The sequence below is a fragment of the Muricoccus harenae genome (assembly GCF_009848505.1).
Classification (GTDB): domain Bacteria; phylum Pseudomonadota; class Alphaproteobacteria; order Acetobacterales; family Acetobacteraceae; genus Roseomonas; species Roseomonas harenae.
The window spans coordinates 269698-287767 of the sequence record NZ_WWDL01000001.1 but is presented as its reverse complement, the minus strand read 5'-3'; the positions used below and the strand labels follow the sequence as shown (position 1 = coordinate 287767).

General features: G+C 72.8%; 14 protein-coding genes. 11 read left to right on the top strand and 3 right to left on the bottom strand.

Going from position 1 to position 18070, the window contains the following annotated elements; genetic code table 11:
- Nucleotide 1: 1 nt before the first annotated feature.
- The 3 genes from GSE44_RS01265 (at nucleotide 2) to GSE44_RS01255 (ending at nucleotide 5514) form a co-directional block, all read left to right on the top strand.
- Nucleotides 2-2725 (top strand): DUF4159 domain-containing protein, encoded by a 2724-nt coding sequence (locus GSE44_RS01265; RefSeq protein ID WP_159346461.1) that lies wholly within the window; start codon nucleotides 2-4, stop codon nucleotides 2723-2725.
- A 13-nt stretch (nucleotides 2726-2738) separates the two neighbouring features.
- Nucleotides 2739-4826, top strand: a complete 2088-nt coding sequence (locus GSE44_RS01260) for a hypothetical protein (protein WP_159346459.1) — start codon at nucleotides 2739-2741, stop codon at nucleotides 4824-4826.
- A gap of 94 nt (nucleotides 4827-4920) precedes the next feature.
- Nucleotides 4921-5514: a hypothetical protein gene (locus tag GSE44_RS01255; protein WP_159346457.1), complete on the top strand. Its 594-nt coding sequence runs from the start codon at nucleotides 4921-4923 to the stop codon at nucleotides 5512-5514.
- Between the two features lie 60 nt (nucleotides 5515-5574).
- On the opposite strand, the gene GSE44_RS01250 is transcribed toward GSE44_RS01255, so the two are convergent.
- The 3 genes from GSE44_RS01250 to GSE44_RS01240 form a co-directional block, all read right to left on the bottom strand.
- A complete protein-coding gene (locus tag GSE44_RS01250) occupies nucleotides 5575-6855 on the bottom strand; it encodes an ArgE/DapE family deacylase (RefSeq protein WP_159346455.1) in 1281 nt (426 codons plus the stop codon).
- A 78-nt stretch (nucleotides 6856-6933) separates the two neighbouring features.
- On the bottom strand, nucleotides 6934-8307 hold the full coding sequence (locus GSE44_RS01245) for a cytochrome c peroxidase (protein WP_159346453.1): 1374 nt from the start codon (nucleotides 8305-8307) through the stop codon (nucleotides 6934-6936).
- Nucleotides 8304-9407, bottom strand: a complete 1104-nt coding sequence (locus tag GSE44_RS01240) for a hypothetical protein (RefSeq protein ID WP_159346451.1) — start codon at nucleotides 9405-9407, stop codon at nucleotides 8304-8306. Before GSE44_RS01240 ends, GSE44_RS01245 begins: the two co-directional genes overlap by 4 nt.
- 29 nt (nucleotides 9408-9436) lie before the next feature.
- Between GSE44_RS01240 and GSE44_RS01235 the strand changes: the two genes are divergently transcribed.
- The 8 genes from GSE44_RS01235 to GSE44_RS01200 all read left to right on the top strand — a co-directional run bounded on the left by GSE44_RS01235 (nucleotide 9437) and on the right by GSE44_RS01200 (nucleotide 18063).
- Entirely contained in the window at nucleotides 9437-10132 is a 696-nt protein-coding gene (locus GSE44_RS01235) for a Fe2+-dependent dioxygenase (protein ID WP_159346449.1), read from the top strand.
- A gap of 50 nt (nucleotides 10133-10182) precedes the next feature.
- On the top strand, nucleotides 10183-10554 hold the full coding sequence (locus GSE44_RS01230) for a hypothetical protein (protein ID WP_159346447.1): 372 nt from the start codon (nucleotides 10183-10185) through the stop codon (nucleotides 10552-10554).
- Between the two features lie 32 nt (nucleotides 10555-10586).
- Nucleotides 10587-11384, top strand: coding sequence for an ankyrin repeat domain-containing protein (locus tag GSE44_RS01225; protein ID WP_159346445.1), 798 nt, complete (start codon nucleotides 10587-10589; stop codon nucleotides 11382-11384).
- Nucleotides 11385-11511: 127 nt separating this feature from the next.
- Nucleotides 11512-12036 (top strand): chemotaxis protein CheW, encoded by a 525-nt coding sequence (locus GSE44_RS01220; RefSeq protein WP_201305872.1) that lies wholly within the window; start codon nucleotides 11512-11514, stop codon nucleotides 12034-12036.
- The gene (locus tag GSE44_RS01215; RefSeq protein ID WP_159346443.1) at nucleotides 12033-13526 is read left to right on the top strand and encodes a CheR family methyltransferase; all 1494 of its coding nucleotides are present in this window, start codon (nucleotides 12033-12035) and stop codon (nucleotides 13524-13526) included. The genes GSE44_RS01220 and GSE44_RS01215 overlap by 4 nt, the downstream gene beginning before the upstream one ends.
- Entirely contained in the window at nucleotides 13526-14125 is a 600-nt protein-coding gene (locus GSE44_RS01210; protein ID WP_159346441.1) for a chemotaxis protein CheW, read from the top strand. The genes GSE44_RS01215 and GSE44_RS01210 overlap by 1 nt, the downstream gene beginning before the upstream one ends.
- 5 nt (nucleotides 14126-14130) lie before the next feature.
- Nucleotides 14131-15801, top strand: coding sequence for a methyl-accepting chemotaxis protein (locus GSE44_RS01205; protein ID WP_201305871.1), 1671 nt, complete (start codon nucleotides 14131-14133; stop codon nucleotides 15799-15801).
- Nucleotides 15802-15834: 33 nt separating this feature from the next.
- Entirely contained in the window at nucleotides 15835-18063 is a 2229-nt protein-coding gene (locus GSE44_RS01200) for an ATP-binding response regulator (RefSeq protein ID WP_159346439.1), read from the top strand.
- Nucleotides 18064-18070 lie beyond the last annotated feature (7 nt).

The window sequence follows — 18070 nt, the reverse complement described above, 5'->3', positions numbered from 1 at the left end:
GATGGGCGCCCTTTCCTTCGCCGCGCCCTGGCTGCTGGTGGCGCTCGCCGCCCTGCCGGCGCTGTACTGGCTGCTGCGCGTCACGCCGCCGACGCCGCGCCGGCAATCCTTCCCCCCCGCCCGCTTCCTGCGCGAATTGCCGGCGGTGGAGGAGACCCCCGCCCGCACGCCCTGGTGGCTGCTGCTGCTGCGCCTCCTCGCCGCCGCGCTGATCGTGCTCGGCCTGGCACGGCCGGTCTGGAACGCGGCACTGAGGGACTCCGAGGATTCGCCGCTCCTCGTCGTGGTCGATGACGGCTGGGCCTCGGCGTCCGACTGGCCGGACCGCATGGCGGCGGCCGGGGCGGCACTGGACGCGGCTTCGCGCGCCGGGCGCCGCGTGGCCCTGCTGGCGACCGCGCCGGGCGTGACCGGCGACGCCCCCCGTCCCACCGGCTGGATGCCGGCCGAAGAGGCCCGCTCCCGCCTCGCCGCGCTGCGGCCGCATCCCTGGACGCCGGATCGCCCGGCGGCCCTGGCTGCGCTGGAATCCTGGCGGAACGAGGATTTCGCCAGCCTCTATGTCACCGACGGGCTGGCGCATGGTGAGGATGGTGGGTCGGCGCTGATGCGTGCCCTGGCCGCGGTGGGGCCGCTGCAGGTGGCGCGCGGCACGCCCGGCGGCGCCCGCGTGCTGCTGCCGCCCTGGGCGGAGGCGGACCGGCTGATGCTCGGCCTTCGCCGCGCGCCGGGCGGGCCGGCGGGCGAGGCGGCCGTGCTGGCCCTCACCCCGGATGGCCGCGCTCTGGGCCGGGCGGTGCTGCCACTCCCGGCGGGGGCCACGGAGGCCGAGGCGGCGCTGGAACTGCCCGTGGAAATCCGCAACAGCATCACCCAGCTGGCCCTGGAGGGGGACGTGCCCGGCGCCTCCGGCGTCGTGCTGCTGGATGAGCGCTTCCGCCGCCGACCCGTGGGCCTGCTGGCCGCGCAGGAGGCCTCCGACACGCCGCTGACCGGCGCGCTCTACTACCTGGACCGCGCCCTTTCCCCCACCGCCGAGATCCGGCGCGGCACGTTGGAGCAGCTGCTCTCGCGTCGCCTTGCCGTTCTGGTGCTGGCCGACCGCCCGCTGGCCGAAGGGGCCGAGACGGAGGCGGTGACGCGCTTCGTGGAGGGAGGCGGGCTGCTGCTGCGCTTCGCCGGCCCGCGCCTGGCCGAGAAGGGTGACTCCCTTCTGCCCGTACCCCTGCGCGCCGGGGAGCGCGCGCTGGGCAGCGCCCTGTCCTGGGAACGGCCGCAGACCCTGGCCTCCTTCCCCGAGGGCAGCCCCTTTGCCGGGCTGACCCCGCCCGCGGAGGTGACCGTTTCCACCCAGGTGCTGGCCGAGCCGGTGCCGCGGCTTGCGGAGCGGAGCTGGGCACGCCTTTCGGATGGAACACCTCTGGTCACCTTCGAGAACCGCGGCGCCGGGCGGATCGTGCTGTTCCACGTCACGGCCAATGCGGACTGGTCGAACCTGCCGCTTTCAGGCCTCTACATCGATATGCTGCGGCGGATCGTCGCGCTGTCCTCCGGCGTCGCGGGAAGCGAGGGCGAAGCGCCGCTCGCGCCGCTCGAGACGCTGGACGGCTTCGGCCGCCTCGGCGCCCCGCCGCCAGCGGCCGGGCCGATCCTCGCCGCGCAGCTCGATGCCACCCAGCCCGGCCCGCGCCATCCGCCCGGCTGGTATGGCACGCCGGGTGAAGGCGCGGAGCGCCGCGCCCTCAACCTCTCCGCCCATCTGCCGGCCCTGCGCGCGGCGGCACCCGCGCCCTCTGGCGCGCGGGAGACGCGGATCGGCGGCGTGCCGGCGGAACGCGACCTCGGGCCCTGGCTGCTGGCGGCGGCGCTGCTTCTGCTGGCGGCGGACCTGCTGCTGTCACTCCAGAGCCGCGGCCTCGGGATGCGGACGCGCGCGGCGGCTGTGGCGCTGGCGCTGCTGCTGCCAGGCGCTGCCTGGGCCCAGGGAAGCGCACAGGGAAGCGCACAAGAGAATGCCCAGGAGGGCGCGGCGGCGCTCGCCACGCGGCTGGCCTATGTCGTGACGGGCGACACGCAGACCGACGAGGTCTCGCGCCAGGGTCTGGTGGGCCTGTCCGAATATGTGAACCGCCGCACCGCCGCCGGGCTGGCCGAGCCCGTCGCGCTGCGCCCGGGGCGGGACGACCTCTCCTTCTATCCCCTGCTCTACTGGGTGGTGCTGCCCGACGCGCCCGCCCCCGATCCCGCCGCCGCGGAGGCGCTCAACACCTTCATGCGGAACGGCGGCATCATCGTCTTCGACACGCGCAACGAAGGATCGGGCGAGGGCGTCTCGCTCGGCGCCGATGCCGCGCTGCGGCGGCTGACGCGCAACCTGCAGGTGCCGCCCCTCGCGCCCGTCGCCGAGGACCATGTGTTGAAGCGCGCCTTCTACCTGCTGCCCGATCTTCCCGGGCGCTATGCCGGCGGGCCGGTCTGGGTGGCGCGCGACACGGACCGGGCGAATGACAGCGTCAGCCCCGTCATCATCGGCGGGCATGACTGGGCCTCGGCCTGGGCCGTCGATGCGCGCGGGAACAACCCCTATGCCGTCATGCCCGGCGGTACGCGGCAGCGGACGCTGGCCTACCGCTTCGGCGTCAACCTCGTGATCTACGCGCTAACCGGCAACTACAAGGGTGACCAGGTGCATGTGCCGGCCATCCTGGAGCGGCTCGGCAATTGAGGATGGGGAACTGATGGTCCGATCCCTCACCTCCATCGATCTCGCACCCATCCTGCCGCACTGGTTGCTGGCGGCGCTGGCCGTCATCGCCGTGCTGGCGCTGGTGCCGGCGATCTGGCGGCGCGCGCGCGGTGCCTGGTGGCGCGCGCTCGCCTTCCTGCTGATCCTCGGCGCCATCGCCAATCCGCGGCTGGTGCAGCAGACGCGTGAGATGCGGCCGGACGTCGCGCTGCTGGCGGTGGACAACAGCGCCTCCACCACCGTCGCCGGGCGCGAGGCCGCGATCGCCGCGGCGCGGGCGCAGATCGAGGCACGCGCCGGGCGCCTGCCGGATCTGGAGTTGCGCACCGTCACGGCGGAGGAAGGCGGCAGTCAGGGCACGCGCCTCTTCACCGCCATTGAGCGCGGGCTGTCCGACATCCCGCGCGCGCGGCTGGCCGGCATCATCGCGCTGAGCGACGGCCAGGTGCATGACGTGCCGCAGAACTTCGCCACGGATGCGCCTCTGCACCTGCTGCTGCCGGGTCGCGCGGGCGAGGTGGACCGGCGCCTCCGTATCATCGAGGCACCCGGCTTCGGCATTGTCGGCCGCAGCGTGGAGCTGCGGGTGGCGGTGGAGGATCTCGGCATCGCGGCGAATGCCGCGAACAGCCCGGTGCGCCTCTCCATCCGCCGCGATGGCGGCGCGCCGCTCAGCGAAAGCGTGGTGCCGGGCCGCGAGCACCGCATCACCCTGCCCATCGAGCGCGGCGGCCCGAGCGTCATCGAGATCACCGCCGAGGAACGGCCAGGCGAGGTGAGCACGCTGAACAACAGCGCCATCGTCACCGTGAACGGCGTGCGGGACCGGCTGCGCGTGCTGCTGGTCTCGGGCGAGCCCCATGCGGGTGAGCGCACCTGGCGCCGACTGCTGAAGGCCGATCCCAATGTCGACCTCGTGCATTTCACCATCCTGCGCCCGCCCGAGAAGGACGACCTGACGCCGCTGAACGAGCTGGCGCTGATCGCCTTCCCGGTGCGGGAGCTCTTCCAGCAGAAGCTGCGCGAATTCGACCTGATCGTCTTCGACCGCTTCTCCAACCGCGGCATCCTGCCGCCGCAATACCTGCGCAACATCGCCGAGCATGTGCGCCAGGGCGGCGCGCTGCTGATGTCGGTGGGGCCGGAATTCACCGGCGCCTCCTCCCTCGCCAACACGCCGCTCGGCGCCGTGCTGCCGGCGCGCCCGCTGCCCGGCAACCAGGCGCTGCTGGAAAGCGCCTTCCGCGCGCAGGTGAGCGAGACCGGTCTGCGCCACCCGGTGACGGAGGGGCTGACGGGCGCCAACGGGAATGCCGCGGCCCAGGCGAGCTGGGGCCGCTGGTACCGCATGTTGCGCGCCGAGCCGCGAAGCGGCGCCAATGTCATGAACGGCCCCGATGGCAATCCCCTGCTGCTGCTGGACCGGGTGGGCGAGGGCCGGGTGGCGCTGCTGCTGTCGGACCAGATCTGGCTCTGGTCGCGCGGGCATGATGGCGGCGGGCCGCAGGCGGAGCTGCTGCGCCGCATCGCGCACTGGCTAATGCGGGAGCCGGAGCTGGAGGAGGAGGACCTGACCGCCTCCATCGCCCAGGGCCGGCTGACCGTCACCCGCCGCAGCATCGCCGATGCGCCGCCGCCGCAGATCACCATCACCGCGCCGGACGGCACCACCACCCGTCAGTCACCCGAACGGCGCGAGGGTGGCCGCGCGGTGGTGGAGCTTCCCGCCACCCAGGCCGGCGTGTGGTCCGCGACCGATGGCACCCGCACCGCCTTCGCCGCCGCCGAGGCCGCCAACCCGCCCGAGATCGCCGATCTTCGCGCCGATGCCGGGCGGATGCAGGCCGTGGTGCAGGCCTCCGGTGGCGCCGCGCGCTGGATCGGGGATGGTTCGGGCCTGCCCGATATTCGCCGCGTCTCCATGGGGCGCGATGCCGCCGGTTCCGGCTGGATTGGTCTGGTGCGGCGCGAGGACCATACCGTTACCGGCATCTCCGCCCTGCCGCTGCTGCCGCCCTGGCTGGCGCTGCTGCTGGTGCTGGGCGTGGCGGTGGTCGCCTGGAGGCGCGAGGGACGGTAGGGCGGCGGCTGATTTCCTCATCGATGGGCGGTCGCGATTGACCGGCCGCGCTTCTGCGGCGACATCGCGCCCATCGTAACGAAGAGGAATCGCCATGCGCCTTGCCGCCACCGTCGCCGCCCTGCTGGGCCTTGCCGGCTCCGCACTGGCACAGACGGGCGGCCCGCCGCCGTCTCCGACCCGCGACTTCACCGCGACCTATCGGGCCGACAGCGGCGACAACCAGGACTTCAGCATGTCCTGGCTCACCTCCGAGGGCATCCTGCGCATCGACACGCCCGGCGGGACGCTGCTGCAGAACACGCGCAGCCGCCGCACCACCATTCTGATGACCGAGCAGCGCATGTTCGTCGAAAGCGATGACGGCAAGGATGACGGGCCGGGGATCGGGCTGGTGGAACCCGGCAGCCGCGTCACGCGCAAGGGCAGCGAGCGGATCGCGGGCCATGCCTGCACCGTCTGGCGGATCGAGGCGCCGAAGGAGGATCCGGAGGACGAGGCTGAGGTGAAGGAAGCCTGCGTCACCTCCGACGGCGTTCTGCTGCGCGTGGTGGAGATGGAAGGCGGCGAGGCGTCCAAGACCACCACCGTCACGCGGCTGGACTATGCCAGCCAGGATGCTGCGCGCTTCCGCGTGCCGGCGGGATATCGCCCCTTCGATCCGGCGGCGATGAACCCGCGCCGCTGAACACAGCCCGGCGGACCGCCCGTTGGCGGGCGGCCGCCGGCGCGGAGAAGGCGAAGCGCGTCAGCCCTCCACGCCGCACCAATCGGCGATGAAGGCGGCCATCGAAAGCGTGGTCTTGCGCAGCAAATCGAGATTGGTGCGCTCGTCGAAGCCGTGGTTGCCCTCACCGCCCGGGCCGTAGCAGAGCGCGGGCATGGCATAGTATCGGCCGTAATAGCGCGTGTCGTTCACGGCGGTGGAGCGGCGCTCCTCCATCTCCGCGCCGAAGGCCGAACGGTGCGCCTCGGCCAGCAGGCGCTCCGCCTCGCTGCCCGGCTCCAGCACATAGCCATCGGCCTGAAAGCCGTGCCAGGTGATCTCGGGCGGATTGTTCGCCAGGAAGGCGTCGCCCGCGCGCGCGGCTTCCACCGCCTTCTCCACGCCCTTCATCACCTCCGCCACCTCCATGGAAGGGGTGAGGCCGATGCGACAATCCACCTCGCACCAGGCGGGGGTGGAGGAAGCCCAGTCGCCGCCGCGGATGATGCCGGGGTTGAACTTGATCGGGTTCTTCACCGCACCGAAGGAGGGATCTGATTTCGCGCGTTCGTTCAGCGCCACGGTGTGGTCCTGCAAGGCGCGGATCAGATGCATGGCTGAGAGGATGGCATTCGTGCCTGCATCCGCTACCGCGACATGCACGGGCACGCCGCGCACGCGCAGGCGGAACCACAGCGTGCCGGTATGCGCGCGGGTGATGGTGCCGGCAGTGGGCTCGGGGATGAGGCAGGCATCGGCGCGGTAGCCGCGCAACAGGGTGGAAAGGGCGCCGTTGCCGGTGCTCTCCTCCTCCGTCACGGTCTGGAGGTGGATGTCGCCCGCCGGCACCAGCCCTGCGTCGCGCAGCGCATCCATGGCGAAGACCATGGCGGCGACTCCTGCCTTCATGTCATTGGCGCCGCGGCCGTAAAGCCAGCCGTCGCGCACCACCCCGCCATAGGGCGGGTGGGTCCACATCTCGGTCGGGCCTTCCGGCACAACGTCGATATGGCCTTGCAGGATTAGGCTGCGGCCGCCGGCATTCTTCGCGCGCTTGGTGGCGACGACCTGGACCGAGGCGGCAGGGTCCACATCCACCATCGGCGCGGCCTTCTCATGCGTCTCCAGCGGCACGTCGGCGAGGGTGTAGCGGTCCACCGCATAGCCCCGCTGCGCCATCTGCCGCGCGAACCAGTCCTGCAACGGCGCCTCGCGCCCGCGCAGGCTGGGGAAGCGGACGAGTTCGGCCAGGAAGTTCGTCTCGGCCTCGAAGTTCCGGTCCACGGCGTTGCGCAGGCGATCGAGAATGGCGGAATCAGGCAAGGCGGCGCGTCCTGTTCGGTGGGCGGCACGATGCTGGCCCAGCCCATGCCATCGCGCCAGTTCCCCCCGCCTACTTCCTCACGGCGCGGCCACCGTGACTTCAAGCCGCATCCGCGGATGAATCCCGCAAAAGGCCACGAAGCGCCCCGGCTTCGTCATCCGCCAGCTCACCGTCTGCCCCGGGTCCTGGATGCCGCTGTTCAGCCGCAGCTCCGGCGAATCGATCCGGATGTTGTGCGCCGTGTTGTCGTCGTTGACGATCTCCAGCACCCCGCCCGAACTCAGCGCCGCGCGCAGCGGCGCAAACTGCCGGTTCCGCTGGGAGACGCGGGCACGCGCAACGGGCGCCAGGGCTGCAACGGCCACGGGCGTCGCGGCAGGCGGCATCGCCATCTCCGGCAGCGGCGCATCGGGCGGGCTGGTGAGGGTGGCAAGGAAGGCGATCAGCTCGGCGCGCTGTGCCGCATCCAGCGTCAGCTTGCGCGGCAGCTCCGGCGGCAGGTCCGGGCGCGGCTCGATCCCATGCGCATAATGATCCAGCACGGCGTCGAGATCCGGCAGCGAGCCGTCATGCATATAGGGCGCGCGGCGCATCGCCTCCCGCAGGCTCGGCGTCTTGAAGGCATGGTCCGCGCGCTCCAGCCCCAGCACCGGGCCGCGGCCGAGATCGGGGGAGGCGCTGGGGCGGGCGGGCAGGCCGATGTCGTAGAAGGCGTAGTCCGTGAAGGCCCAGCCCTCGTGGCAATTCGCGCAGCCGGCGGTGCCGTGGAACAGTGACAGGCCGCGCCGCTCCTGCGCGGTCAGCGCGGAACCGTCGCCCTCCACCCAGGCGTCGAAGCGCGTGCGCGGGGAGACCAGCGTGCGTTCCCAGGAGGCCAGCGCGCGGACGAGGTTCTCCCGCGTCACCGGCTGCGCCTCGCCGGGGAAGGCGGTGGCGAAGGTGGCGCGCCAGCCTGCATCCGCGCCCATCCGCCCGACTAGCGCATCGAGCGGTTGGCCCATTTCCTCATGCGCCTCGATAGGGGCCTCGGCCTGGGCCTCCAGCCCCTCGGCACGCCCGTCCCAGAAGAGGAAGGGCGCCCAGGCCAGGTTCCACAGCGTGGGCGCGCGGCGGCGCAGGTCCCGTCCGTCATTGCCGCGCGCGAGCTTCCGCCCATCGGTGAAACCCCGCGCCGGCTCGTGGCAGGTGGCGCAGGACATGGTGCCGGAGGCCGAGAGCGACGGATCAAAGAAAAGCCGCCGGCCAAGCTGCGCCTTCTCCGCCGTGGTCGGGTTGTCGGCGGGGGTGGGCGGCGGCCCGGCGGGGCGGCGATAGGCGGCGCGCAGAACCGCATCCTCCGCCGCCGAGCCGGGATCCGCCGAGCCCGCCGGGGAAACCAGTGCCCCGAGACTCGCCGCCGAAAGCAGGAGCAGCGCCCCCGCCAGCAGCGCATCCAGGGCGCGGCGGGTCACCGCCAGGCGACGGCCGCACGCTCGAAGCGCGATACGGCGGCGATCACTTCGGTGATGCCGAGCACCGGAGCCTCGGGCGGGCGCGGGGTCGGCCAGACGGGGCGCAGCGCGGACATGGCGGATTGCGCCTCGTTCCAGGCCGCGGCACCGCCCGGGGCGGCGCGCAGCGCGGCGGCATTGCGGTTCAGCAGCGCATCGGTTTCGAGCAGGAAACCGCGGCCATCCTGGTACTCCACCACATTGGCGAAGCGGCCTTCCTCGATCGCCGCCTCGTATTCGGCGGCGGCGGAACGCATGGCGCGGGCCGCGACCTCGGCGACGAAGGCGGGGGAAGTGCGGACGCGCACGGGCAGGCCGGCCGTCCAGGCGCGGTCCACCGCCGCCAGAACCTGGCGGTAGTCCGATTCCAACCCGCGCCCGCCGCGCTTGGTGCGCACCCGCGCCGCCAGCGTGTCGAGCGTGGTGGCGAAGCCCTGCGCTCGGCGGCGGCGGAGCTCGGGGCGAAGCTCGTCGTAGATCTCCTCCTTCGGGTGGAGGAAATGCACCACCGCATCATCCCATGCGCCGGCCCGCGCCAGCTCCATGCCGATGGCGAGATGGCCGCGGATGAGCATCAGCCGCCCCGCATAGGCGACATCGGGCGATGCGCCGAAGAGGACGGCGCCCTCCCCGCCTTCGCCACCTTCACCCCCCTCGCCGCCCTGTCCCGCCATGGCACCATGACCCGCATGGGACGGCGCGGCGTGCACAGGAGATGGGGCGGCGGGAGCCACGGCCGGCTGCGTCACGGCTGGCGCGGGTTGCGGCTGGGCGGGGGCAGGGGCGGCCGGGCCAGGTGCAGCGACGGCGGGCGCTGCCTGGTCCGGCGCGGCAGGGGCGGGGGCAGCGGCTGGCGCGGCATTGGGGAACATCACGGGCAGGTCGGCGGGCGGCGGCTCGGGGGCGGGAATCGCCTCCGCCGGAATGGCCGGAGCAGCCCGCGACTCAGCCGAAGTGGGGGCCTGGGCCGCCGCCGGGGGCAAAGGGGCGCCTGCCAGGGCGAAGGCCCCGACTCCGACCCAAAGCCGCAGCGGGCCAAAACGCACCGGACCACTCCCCATCGGTATTCTCTCCTGGCAGGCTGCGAGCGATGATCGTTTGCATCCCCAATGTGCTTCCACCCGAGACCCTCGGCAAGTTGCGGTCCCTGCTGGCCCGCTGCCACTTCGGCGATGGCGCCGCGACCGCCGGCTGGCATGCCCGCGGCGTGAAGGACAATGAGCAGGCTGACCCGCTGGACCCGCTGACGCGCGAGGCCGGGGAGATCGCCGCCGCCGCGCTGGAGACGAACGAGGTGTTCCGCGCCGCCGCGCTGCCGCGCCGGATCCGCCCCTTTCTCTTCGCCCGCTACGCGCCGGGCAGGACCTACGGCACCCATGTGGACGATGCGCTGATGGGCGGCGGCGCCCCCTCCGACCCACGCGGCGAGGCGCCGCTCAGGGGCGACATCGCGGTCACGATCTTTCTCTCGGACCCCGCCAGCTATGACGGCGGCGAGCTGGTGATCGAGACCAGTGCCGGCGAGATGGCGGTGCGCCTCGGCGCCGGGGAGGCGGTGGCCTATCCCGCCGGCACCCTGCACCGCGTCGCCCCCGTCACGCGCGGGAAGCGGCTGGTGGCAGTGACCTGGGCGCAGAGCCTGGTGCGGGACCCGGCGGCGCGGGAAATTCTGTTCGACCTGGACACCGCCCGGCGGGACGTTTTCGCGCGGGAAGGCAAGTCGCGCGCCTTTGACCTGCTGGCGAAATCCCGCGCCGCGCTGCTGCGCCGCTGGGCGGAAACGTGAGGCCGCCCTTGCGTCTTCACGCGGCTGGCGCGGCACCCCAGATCCGGATCATGTCCCGCATCTTTCCCGTCCTTCCTCTCCTCCCTGTCCTGGCCCTCTCGGCCTGCGCCGTCGGCCCCACGATCGACGACCGGCTCGCCAGCTATGTCGGGCGAACCGAGCTCGAACTGGTGACAGCCCTGGGCGTGCCGACCCGGAACTACGAAACCGGCGGCCAGAAATTCCTGCAATACGAGGAGCAGCGGACGATCGCCCTGCCGGGCGGCTTCGCCGGGGCGCCGATCGGCCCCTATGGGCGCGGCTATTACGGCGGCTTCGGCCTGGGCTACACAACCTACGCCCCAGTGCAATGCGACGTGACCTTCGCCCTGCGGGACGGCCGGGTCGCGAGCTACACCTATCGCGGCCAGGGCTGCGGCTGAGAAGGCTCTACCCGGCCCCGCCGCATCGGGGAGTGGCCGCGGCGGCCCCGGGCGGCTATAGCCATGGCGCCATGCGCCGCCTCACCCCCCTCCTCGTCCTGGCCGGCACCCTGCTGGCTGCTCCCGTCCTCGCCCAGGGGGTCGGACGGAGCGCGCCATTGCCGACTGCCCCCTCGGCCGGCCGGCCGCCGCCGGCGGCGCTGCCCGGTCTGGCCGGCCGGCGGCAGGTGGAGCCGATTCCGGCCGAAACGCCCGGCGCGAACCTTCCGCCCAGCGCCGCCTTGTTCGACGCCATCAACCGCGGCGACCTCGGCGCCGCGCGCGAGGCCATGGCGCGGGGCGCGGACCTGAACGCCCGCAACCAGCTCGGCCTGACCCCGGTGGACGCCGCCGTGGACCAGGGCCGCAATGAGATCGTCTTCTATCTCCTCTCGGCGCGCGGCTCCTCCGGCAGCGGCCCGACCCAGGCTCCGGCCGAACCCGCGTCGGCGCGGCGGGGCCGTGGCGGCCCCGGCACCGGCGGCAGCCTGGACGCCCCCTCCGCCGCCCGCTTGCCGGAGGAACCCTCCAGCCTGGAAACCGGCCGCCTGCCGCAGGATGAGCGCCCGAGCCGCATCTCCGGCGCGTTGAACGAGCCACCGCCGGGCGGCCGCGCGGCCGCCCCTGCCCCCGCCCTTCCCACCCGCGCCAATCTCTTCGCGGGCGATGGAGGGGCGCCGCGTCCCGAAATCGGCTTCCTCGGCTTCGATGCGGGCCGCCCGTCGGGCGCCGAGCCGCTACCGTCCGCCTCCACACCGCGCTCCTCCGGCCGGCGCGGCCGCGGGACCTAACCGGCTCGCCGGTTCGTCCTCGGCGAGGGCCACCCGGCCTTGCTCCTGTCCGCTCCGGCGACCGCGTGTTACCGATCTCGGCCCTTCGCTATCCCGGGAGCGAGGCCAGTGACGGGCAGGAGGATCGATGGCCACGCCGCTTGAACCGCCAGCCCCTGCCGCTGGCCCGCTGGTGCTTTTCGCCATGGGTGGCATGCCCTGTGCCCTGCCGCGCGAGGCGGTGCGCGCCCTGCTGCCCCTGCCGCGCCTGGATTCCCCGCCCGGCCTGCCGGAGCTCCTCGCCGGCTTCCTGAATCTCGGCGGCACCGCCGTGCCGGTGGTGGAGCTGGCCCTCCTGCTCGGCGGCGAGCCCGGGGCGCCGCATCCCTATCGCCACCTGATCCTGCTCGACCGGCCCGAAGGTAAGGGCAAGCTCGCCCTGCTGGTCGACCGGGTGGCGGACGTGGTGCCGGAAGGCCTGCCCATTCGCCCGGTGGAGGCGGAGCGCTCACTTGGCGGCGTCATCGCCGGCGAGGTCGAGGGGCCGGGCGGCAGCCGGCATCTTCTCGATCCGGCGCGGTTGCTCCTGGCGCAGGAGGCAGCGATCCTCGAGGAACTTTCCGGCCAGGCGCAGCGCCGGCTGGCGCGATGGGGCACCGGCGACGCGGCATGAAGGGCGCGCCCTCGGAACATCCGGCGCCAGATCCCGCCTTCCCGCATCTGAAGCGGCAGATCATCGAGCGCACCGGCCATACCTATTATGAGGACAAGGACGCCGCCCTCTGGGAGAGGGTGCAGCGCCGCATCCGGGCAACGGGCGCGGGAAGCTGCAGGGGCTATCTCTCTCTCCTGGCGGGTAGCGAGGAGGAGTGGATCGTCCTCGAATCCGAGATCACGATCGGCGAGACCTACTTCTTTCGCGATGCCGGCCAGTTCGACGCGCTGCGGGACACCATCCTGCCAAGCCTCGTCGCGCGCCGGGCCGGGCAGCGGCGGCTGCGGATCTGGTCCGCCGGCTGCTCCACCGGGGCGGAACCCTATTCGGTGGCGATCCTGCTGCAGCACCTGTTGGGCGCGGACCACCGGAGCTGGAGCATCACCATCCTCGGCACGGATATCAGCGAGGCAGCGCTGACCACCGCGCGCCAGGCCCGGTTCAGCCCCTGGGCATTGCGCGGCATGGCCCCGGCCGAGCGCGCGCGAAACTTCCTGCCGGTGGAGGGCGGCGCCGCCTGGCAGTTGCGCCCCGAGCACCGCAACACCGTGCGCTTCGAGCGGCAGAATCTGCTTGGCCTGCTGGATGGCAGCCTGCCGCTCGGCATGACCGAGTTCGACCTGATCCTGTGCCGTAACGTGCTGATCTATTTCGACCGTGAGCTAACGCCGCGGCTGGTCCGGGCGCTGGGGGACCGGCTCGCGCCGGATGGATGGCTGCTGCTGGGGCATTCGGAGCCCGATCCGAGCTTCAACCAATTCCTGCGGCCCATCGCCTTGCCCGGGACCGCAGCCTGGCGGCCGATGCTGCCAGTGCAGGAGAGCGGGAAGTCCACCGAAGCGCCGGGCGATGCGTGCCCGGCCTCCCCTCCGGCCCAGGCGGTGCCGCCGGACATGGCGGTCCCGCCCTGGTGCCCCGGTTCCTACTCTGCGCCTGCCCCGGTTCTCCCGCCGATCGCCACGCTGCCGCTCCCACGCGCAGCTTCCCCGATCCCACCGCAGGCCGCCCCGCCCGAGCCTGACCCGCCGAACCCGGCCCCCGATCTCCGCACCCTGGTGGACCGCGCCCGCGCCCAGGCCGATTCGGGCGCGATGGCGGCGGCGCGGAAGACGCTGCGCGATGCGCTGCAGGCCCACCCGACCACGGCCGCGCTGCATCACCTGGACGGGCTCGTGTCGCGCGCGCTGGGTGAACCAGCGGCGGCCGAGGCGGCGCTGCGCCGGGCCCTCTACCTCGACAAGGGCTTCGTGGCGGCGCACTACCAGCTCGGATTGTTGCTGTTGGATCGAGGGGCGGCGGAGGCAGGGCGCCGGTGCATCGCCAATGCGGCGCGGCTCGCCCGTGCCCTGCCGGGCACGACGCTGCTGGAGGAGGGAGATGGAATGACGGCTGACACCCTTCTCGGCCTGGCGCGCTTCCACCTTGCCCAACGGGGCGGCGCCCGCTGATGCCGCTGCGCTTCCTACCGGATCCGGGCTTCCTGGACGGGCTCGACGAGACCCGGGCAGCGCGGCTGCTGGAGGAGCGCGCCGAGCGCCTAGCCCGCCGCGGCGTCACGGCCACGGCCCTGCCCATGGCGCCCGTCCTGCTGCTGGCGGCGGGCGGCGAGACCTTCGGGCTGGACCTGCTGCGGGTGGCCGAGGTGCTGCCAGCCGAACCGCCCTATCCCCTGCCCGGCAGCCCTCCTGCGGTCCTCGGCCTGCGTGCCCGCGCGGGGCGGCTGCATGCGGTGCTGGACCTCGCCGCCCTGCTCGGCCTCACGCCCCTCGGGGCGGAGGAGGGCCCGTCGGGCGGCCATGACGTGCTGCTGCGACGCGATCCGAGATCCGCCACAGGTGCGCGCCGCTTCGCGCTTCGGGTAGGCCGCGCGCTCGGGGCCCAGGCGCCGCTGCCCCTGCCGCCGGAACGCACGCCGCCGAGCCCCGGCGGGGCCGTCGCCTTTCATGCTCGGCTTCCGGAAGCGGAAACGATCCTCGCCGTGCTCGACATTGACCGCCTCCTGCGGCCCTTCGCGCCTTCCTCCCTGTCTCCAGATCACGGAGCCTGACCCGCGTGTCCATCACCAACCGCGCCCTGCTGGGCTTCGTGACGCTGACGCTGCTCACCATCTTCCTTGGCCTCTGGAGTCTCGAGCAATTCGAGTCGGTGCGGGAGTCCAGCCGCCTCATCACCAGCCGTGATGTCTCCGTGACACGGCAGGTCGGAAATCTGCGGGAGTCGCTTGTCGAGATGCGCGACGTGCGGCAACGCATCATGGTGAGCTTCCTGGGTCGGCACGCCCTGCCTGGCACGCGGCCGGGACCCGACTATGTTTCGGATTGGCAGCGTGCCAGCGGCCGTATGGCCGCCAGCCTGAATGAGACGCTCAGCGCCGCGCAGGCCTTATCCACCCAGTCTATCTCAGAAGACCGGCAGGGGGCATGGATGGGCGTCATTGCCGGGCTGAATCAGGTGGGTACTGCCCTCTCCCGTTACCGCGAGCGGGTTGATTCGAAGCTCCGTCTCCTGCAGGCGAATGACCTCGCCGGGGTGATCGCGGCCGATCCCGACGCCATCGCCAGCGCCGCCGACGTTGACCAGGCAATGGAGCGGGTCGATGCAGCGACGGCGCGGCTCTCCGCAATCGGCCAGCAGCAGGTGGACGCCGTCACCGCGCGCGCGCGCACCCTCATCCTGGGCGGCATCACCATCGCGGCCCTGATCGCTGTTCCGGTCTCCTATCTCATTCGCCGGGCGATCGCCCGGCCGCTGGAGGGGCTGATGGAATTCGTGCAGCGGATCGGGCGCGGGGAGCTGGCGGGCAGCCCGGCCCGCGAGGGGCGGGACGAGTTCGGCCGGCTGGGGGAGACGCTGAACGGTATGGTGGCCGGCCTGCGGGACCTTGCCCGCCAGAGCCAAGAAGCGACGCATCAGCTGGATGCCGCCACCGCCGAAATCCGCGCGAGCACGCAGGAGCAGGCGGCCAGCGTGGAGGAGCAGCTCGCCGCCGTGCAGGAAACGGCAGCCACGGTGGACGAGATCACCCATTCCGGCGCCCAGATCGGCAAGCGCGCGCAGGAGGTGATTGCTGCCGCGCAGGCTACCGTGCGCACCAGCGACAATGGGCTGCACGCCGTGGAGGAGACGGTGCGCGCCATGGATGGCATCCGCGAACAGGCGGAGCGCGTGGCCGAGAACATCGTGGCGCTCAGCGAGAAGACCCAGGCGATCAGCGAGATCACCGCGACGGTGAACGACATCTCCGAGCGCAGCCACCTGCTGGCGCTGAACGCCGCCATCGAGGCGGCGGCGGCGGGCGAGGCCGGGCGCAGCTTCTCGGTCGTGGCTGCCGAGATGAAGTCGCTGGCCGACCAGGCGAAAGAGGCCACCGGGCAGGTGCGCGCCATCCTCGGCGACATCCAGCGCGGCATCAATTCATCCGTGATGCTGACGGAGGAGGCGGTGAAGCGCGCCGCCGCGGGGCGCGAGCGCACCGCGACCAGCCATTCCACCATCCGCGAGATCACCGCCCGCATGCAGGAGGCGGTGCATACCTTCCAGCAGATCGTCGCCAGCACCAACCAGCAGCAGTTGGGCATTGAGCAGGTGATGAGCGCGCTGACCAACATCCGGCAGGCAAGCCAGCAGACCGCCGCCGGCACCCGGCAGCTTGACCAGGCTGCGGGGAACATGGCCGGACTGAGTCAGGGGCTGGTTCGGATCGCCGAGCGGTACCGGCTGTAGCGGCGTCCGCATCGGCCGGGAGGGGACAGGGCAGTGCCCGACTTCCGCACGGAACTGCTGGCGGCTTTCGCGGCCGAGCACCGGGAGCATCTGGCAGCCATCCGCGCGGCCCTGTCCGCCGAGGATGAGACGGGCGCCGTCACGCTCGAGCCCGCCGCGCTGCGCGAGGTGTTCCGCCGCGCCCATTCGCTGAAGGGCGCCGCCCGGGCGGTGGACCTGCCCGCATTGGAGGCGGTGGCGCATCGGCTGGAGGCGCTGCTGGCGCGCGAGACAGATAGGGCCGCCGGCGGCGCGGCGCGGCTGACAGCGCCGTTGCTGGCGTTGCTGCATCGCGGGCTGGATGCGATCGAGGCCCAGGCGGCCGCCGTGGCCGAGGGCCAGGCGCCGCCCCCGCCCGAGGTGGCCCTGGCCGCGCTGGATGCCGCGCTTGGCCCAGCTCCGCAGGCAATGCAGGTGCCTGAGGCGCCTCCGGCCGTTTCGGCCCCGCCCCGTCCGGCCCAGGCACCGGCCGAGGCCCCACTTCCCGCCGAAGGCTATCTGCGCGTGGAGGCGAGCCGGGTGGAGCGGCTCTCGGCCGCCATGTACGGGCTCAAATCCCTGATCCAGCGCCATGATTCCACCGGCGCCGGGCTGCGCGAGGTGGAGGCCGAGCTGCGCATGCTTCGCCGCAGCTGGGATGGGCTGCGCGCGGCGCTTCCGCCCGATCCCTCCCTGACACCTCGCCTGCGCGGCTTCGATGCGGCCCTGGGAGAGGTGGTGCGCCGCGTCTCCGGCCTCGCCCGCCAGGGCCGCGCCGCCGAGGACGCCATGGACCGCGCCGCCCGCGCCCTGCGGGAGGAGGTGGAGGCCATTGCCCTGGTTCCTGCCGGAACCATCCTTGCCCCCCTGGCGGCGGCGGCGCGGGAGATGGCCCGCGAGGCCGGGGGCGAGGTGACGGTGCGGACCGAGGGCATGGAAATCCAGGCCGAACGCCGCGTGCTGCAGGCGCTGAAGGACCCGGTGCTGCACCTGCTGCGCAATGCCCTCGGCCATGGCGCCCCCCGGGACGGACGCCGTGCGGAGATCGGCCTGCGCGTGGCCGCGACCGGCGGCGGGCTTTCCGTTATGGTCTGGGACAACGGGCCTGGGCCTGACCTCGCGGCTATCGAGGCCACCGCCATCCGGCGGGCCCTGCTCGCGCCCCGCCAGCCCGGCGCCGCCCCGCCGCCGCCAGACGCCCTTCTCTCTCTCGTTTTCGAGCCCGGGTTCTCCACGGCAGGCACGGTGGACAGCCTTTCCGGGCGCGGCATGGGGCTTTCGGTGGTGGCGGAGGCCGCCGTTGCGCTGCATGGCGGCGCCGCGATGCGCCCGCGCCCCAGCCTGGATGGCGGCGGGACCGAGGTGGTGATCGCCCTGCCGCCCTCCACAGGACGGCAGACCCTGCTGCTGCTGGAGGCGGGGGGACAGGTGCTCGGCCTTCCCGGCGGGGGTGGGCTCGTCACCGTCGGCCCGATGCTGCGCCTGGCGCCAGACAGGATGACCACTGCCGAAGGGCGGCCGGTCGCACGGCTGGTGCTGAACGGCGCCGAAGCCTTGGTGCCGTTGGTGCCGCTTGCCGCCCTGCTCGGCCAGCCGGAAGGGCCTCCACCGGACGGGTCTATCCAGGCTGTGCTGCTCACCCGGGGCGGGGCGCGGCTGGCACTGGCCGTTTCGGCCCTGCGCGACGCGCGCAACCTGGTCGTGACGGAGGTGGACGCGCCGGGGCTGGACACCGCCCTCTTCTCCGGCGCCGCCCTGCTGGAGGGCGAGGCGGTGGCGCTGGTGCTGCGTCCGGACGGGCTGTTCCAGCGCGGGCTGCGCGAGGCCACCCGCCCCGGCGCCGCCCGCCCGGCCGGTGCCGGGCCGGAACGTCGCCGGCGCCATGTGCTGGTGGTGGATGATTCCATCACCACCCGTACGCTGGAGCGCAGCATCCTGGAGTCCGGCGGCTATCGCGTGACCCTGACGGTGGATGGCGTGGACGGCCTCAACTCTTTGCGTGAACCGGGCGCAGCGATTGACCTTGTCCTCGCCGACGTCGAAATGCCCCGGATGGACGGGTTCGGTTTGCTGGAAGCAATCAGGGCCGACCCGCATCTCGCGGGTCTGCCGGTGATTCTGATGACCTCCCGCGACAGCCCGGGCGACGTGCAGCGTGGCATGGAGCTGGGCGCGACCGCTTATCTGACGAAGCAGGGCTTCGACCAGCAGGCACTGCTGGCGGCCATCGGCCAGCTGATCTGATCCCTGC